The 2,447-nt window shown below is 55.2% G+C and carries 2 protein-coding genes; both read left to right on the forward strand.

What is annotated here, in order from left to right; translation table 11 throughout:
• A partial coding sequence (locus ACETWG_00920) for a sigma-54 interaction domain-containing protein (GenBank protein ID MFB0515150.1) occupies nt 1-824 on the forward strand: 824 nt, incomplete at its 5' end.
• 19 nt (nt 825-843) lie between these two features.
• Complete coding sequence (locus tag ACETWG_00925; protein MFB0515151.1) at nt 844-2,172, forward strand: PAS domain-containing sensor histidine kinase; 1,329 nt, start codon at nt 844-846, stop codon at nt 2,170-2,172.
• Nucleotides 2,173-2,447: the final 275 nt, after the last annotated feature.

Below are 2,447 nucleotides of genomic sequence, written 5' to 3' on the forward strand. Positions count from 1 at the left end.
AGAACGGAACCGGGAAGGAGCTGGCGGCAAGAGAGATTCATCGTCAGTCCACGCGGGCTGACGAAGTGTTCATCTCGGTGGACATGGGCGCGATACCCGAGACCCTGTTTGAAAGCGAGCTTTTTGGCCACGTCAAGGGAGCCTTCACAGACGCCAAGGAAAACCGGGCCGGAAGGTTCGAAATGGCATCCGGCGGCACCCTGTTTTTAGACGAGATTGGCAATTTGCATCTCCCGCTTCAGGCCAAGCTTTTGGCCGCGTTGCAGAACCGCACGGTAACACGGGTGGGATCGGGTACGCTCGTACCCATAGACATCCGGCTGATTTGCGCCACGAACACGCCCATCTACGAGATGGTGGAGGAGAACCGGTTTCGTCAGGATCTCCTTTACCGGATCAACACGGTGGAGATAAGGCTCCCGCCTCTCCGGGAGCACGCCGAGGACATTCCGCTTCTGGTTGAGCACTTTCTGGGTATCTACTGTCGGAAATACCAGAAACCCACAAAGAAGATCCAGGCGTCGACCTTGACCAGGCTTGAAAAATACAGTTGGCCCGGAAACGTTCGCGAGCTGCGACACGCGGTGGAGAGGGCGGTGATCATGAGCGATTCGGATGCGCTTGAGCCGGAGGATTTCTTCCTGACACAGCCCCGGACCAAACGTGACGGCTTGGCATTGGAGACTTACAATCTGGACTTAGTGGAGGAGAAAGTCATCCGAAAGGTCCTGGCCAAGCACGGCGGTAATGTTTCGTACGCGGCCAAAGAACTCGGTCTGACCAGAACGTCACTCTATCGGAGAATTCAGAAGTATGGGCTATAGGTCATTTCGCGTAATCTGCATGATCAGGATCGCACTGCTGGCGGCTACCATCTTTCTTTTAATCTACCTGGTGCGCGAGACCTCGCTGTTTGCCACCAGCCTGATAGTGGGAGCCGCGATCATACTGGAGGTGGTCTCGCTCATCCACTACGTCGAGAAAACCAACAGAGACCTGTCCAGATTTCTCGCCTCCATAAGGTATTCCGATTTTTCGCAGACATTTTCAAGCCGCCAAGGGGGCTCCTCTTTTCAGGAGCTCAATGCCGCATTCGCGGATGTGATCTCTGAGTTCCAGAGGGTCCGCTCCGAGAAAGAGGCTCAGTACCGTTATCTTCAGACTCTGGTGCAGCACATCGGACTGGGGATCTTGTCCTTCGATCAGACGGGAAGAGTGGATCTAATCAACAGCGCCGCGAAACGCCTGCTGGGAGTCAACCACCTGAAGAACGTCAGATCGCTGGAATCGTTTTCACCGCGCCTGGTTGAGACTCTGTTGAATTCCAAGCCGGGAGAAAGGGCACTGGTCAAGGTGGATGATGGCGAAGAGACCCTCACCCTTGCCGTCTGTGCCACTGAGTTCAGGCTTCCCGACCGCTCCATCACCTTAGTCTCCATGCAGGATATCGAAAGCGAGCTGGCCGAGCAGGAGATGACGGCCTGGCAGAAGCTCATCCGGGTCCTGACCCATGAGATAATGAACTCTGTTACCCCCATCGCTTCCCTGGCTTCGACGGTCAACGATCTGGTGGCCAAAGCGGAGGAATCGCCACACGACGGCTCGGTCCGCGTCAGCCCCGAGGCGAAGGAAGACATTCGTGAGGCCGCCTTGACCATTCACAACAGAAGTGAGGGACTTCTGCATTTTGTGGATGCGTACAGGAATTTGACCCGAATCCCCAGGCCCAACTTCGAGATATTTCCGGTCAGAGAGCTTTTGGAGCGGGTGGGCCAGCTGATGAAAAAGCAGATCGAGGAGCCAGGCATCCAGCTGGTGACCGAAGTCGAGCCGAGAAGCCTGGAGCTTACCGCGGACCCAGAATTGATCGAGCAGGTGTTGATAAATCTGATGCTGAACTCCATCGAGGCCTTGGAAGATGCCTCGGACGGAAAGATCGAACTACAATCGCGGCTGGATGACCGGGGGAGAGTCGCCATCACCGTCACCGACAACGGCCCCGGCATCACGGATGACGTCAGGGAGAAGATATTCACCCCGTTTTTTACCACCAAGGAGGAGGGCTCCGGCATCGGCTTGAGCCTATCCAGGCAGATCATGCGGCTTCATAAGGGAACCGTTAGCTTCAAATCAGTTCGCAACGAGTCGACGGTCTTTACCCTGCGTTTCTGATTATCCCCCCAGACGTCGCGTCTCGGGAATACAGATGTCCAACGATTTCCTTTGCCTTGTGCATCTTAGTGGAGACCCTGATGGCAGGGTAGCTGACGATCAAGCCTTGCTGGTGCAGTCGACTCCGAGCTCAATCCTACCCTCTTTTCAGTCGTTCAACAAGGTGTAAAAAGATATCGAAAAGTTCCCTTATTAGCTTGATGAGCTGCCGATCTACAAGACAGTTGCTGACGAAAGGACAAGCAGCATGCAACCCCTCACCCGAAGGGCTGAGT

The sequence above is a fragment of the Candidatus Neomarinimicrobiota bacterium genome, assembly GCA_041862535.1.
Lineage (GTDB): Bacteria > Fidelibacterota > Marinisomatia > SCGC-AAA003-L08 > TS1B11.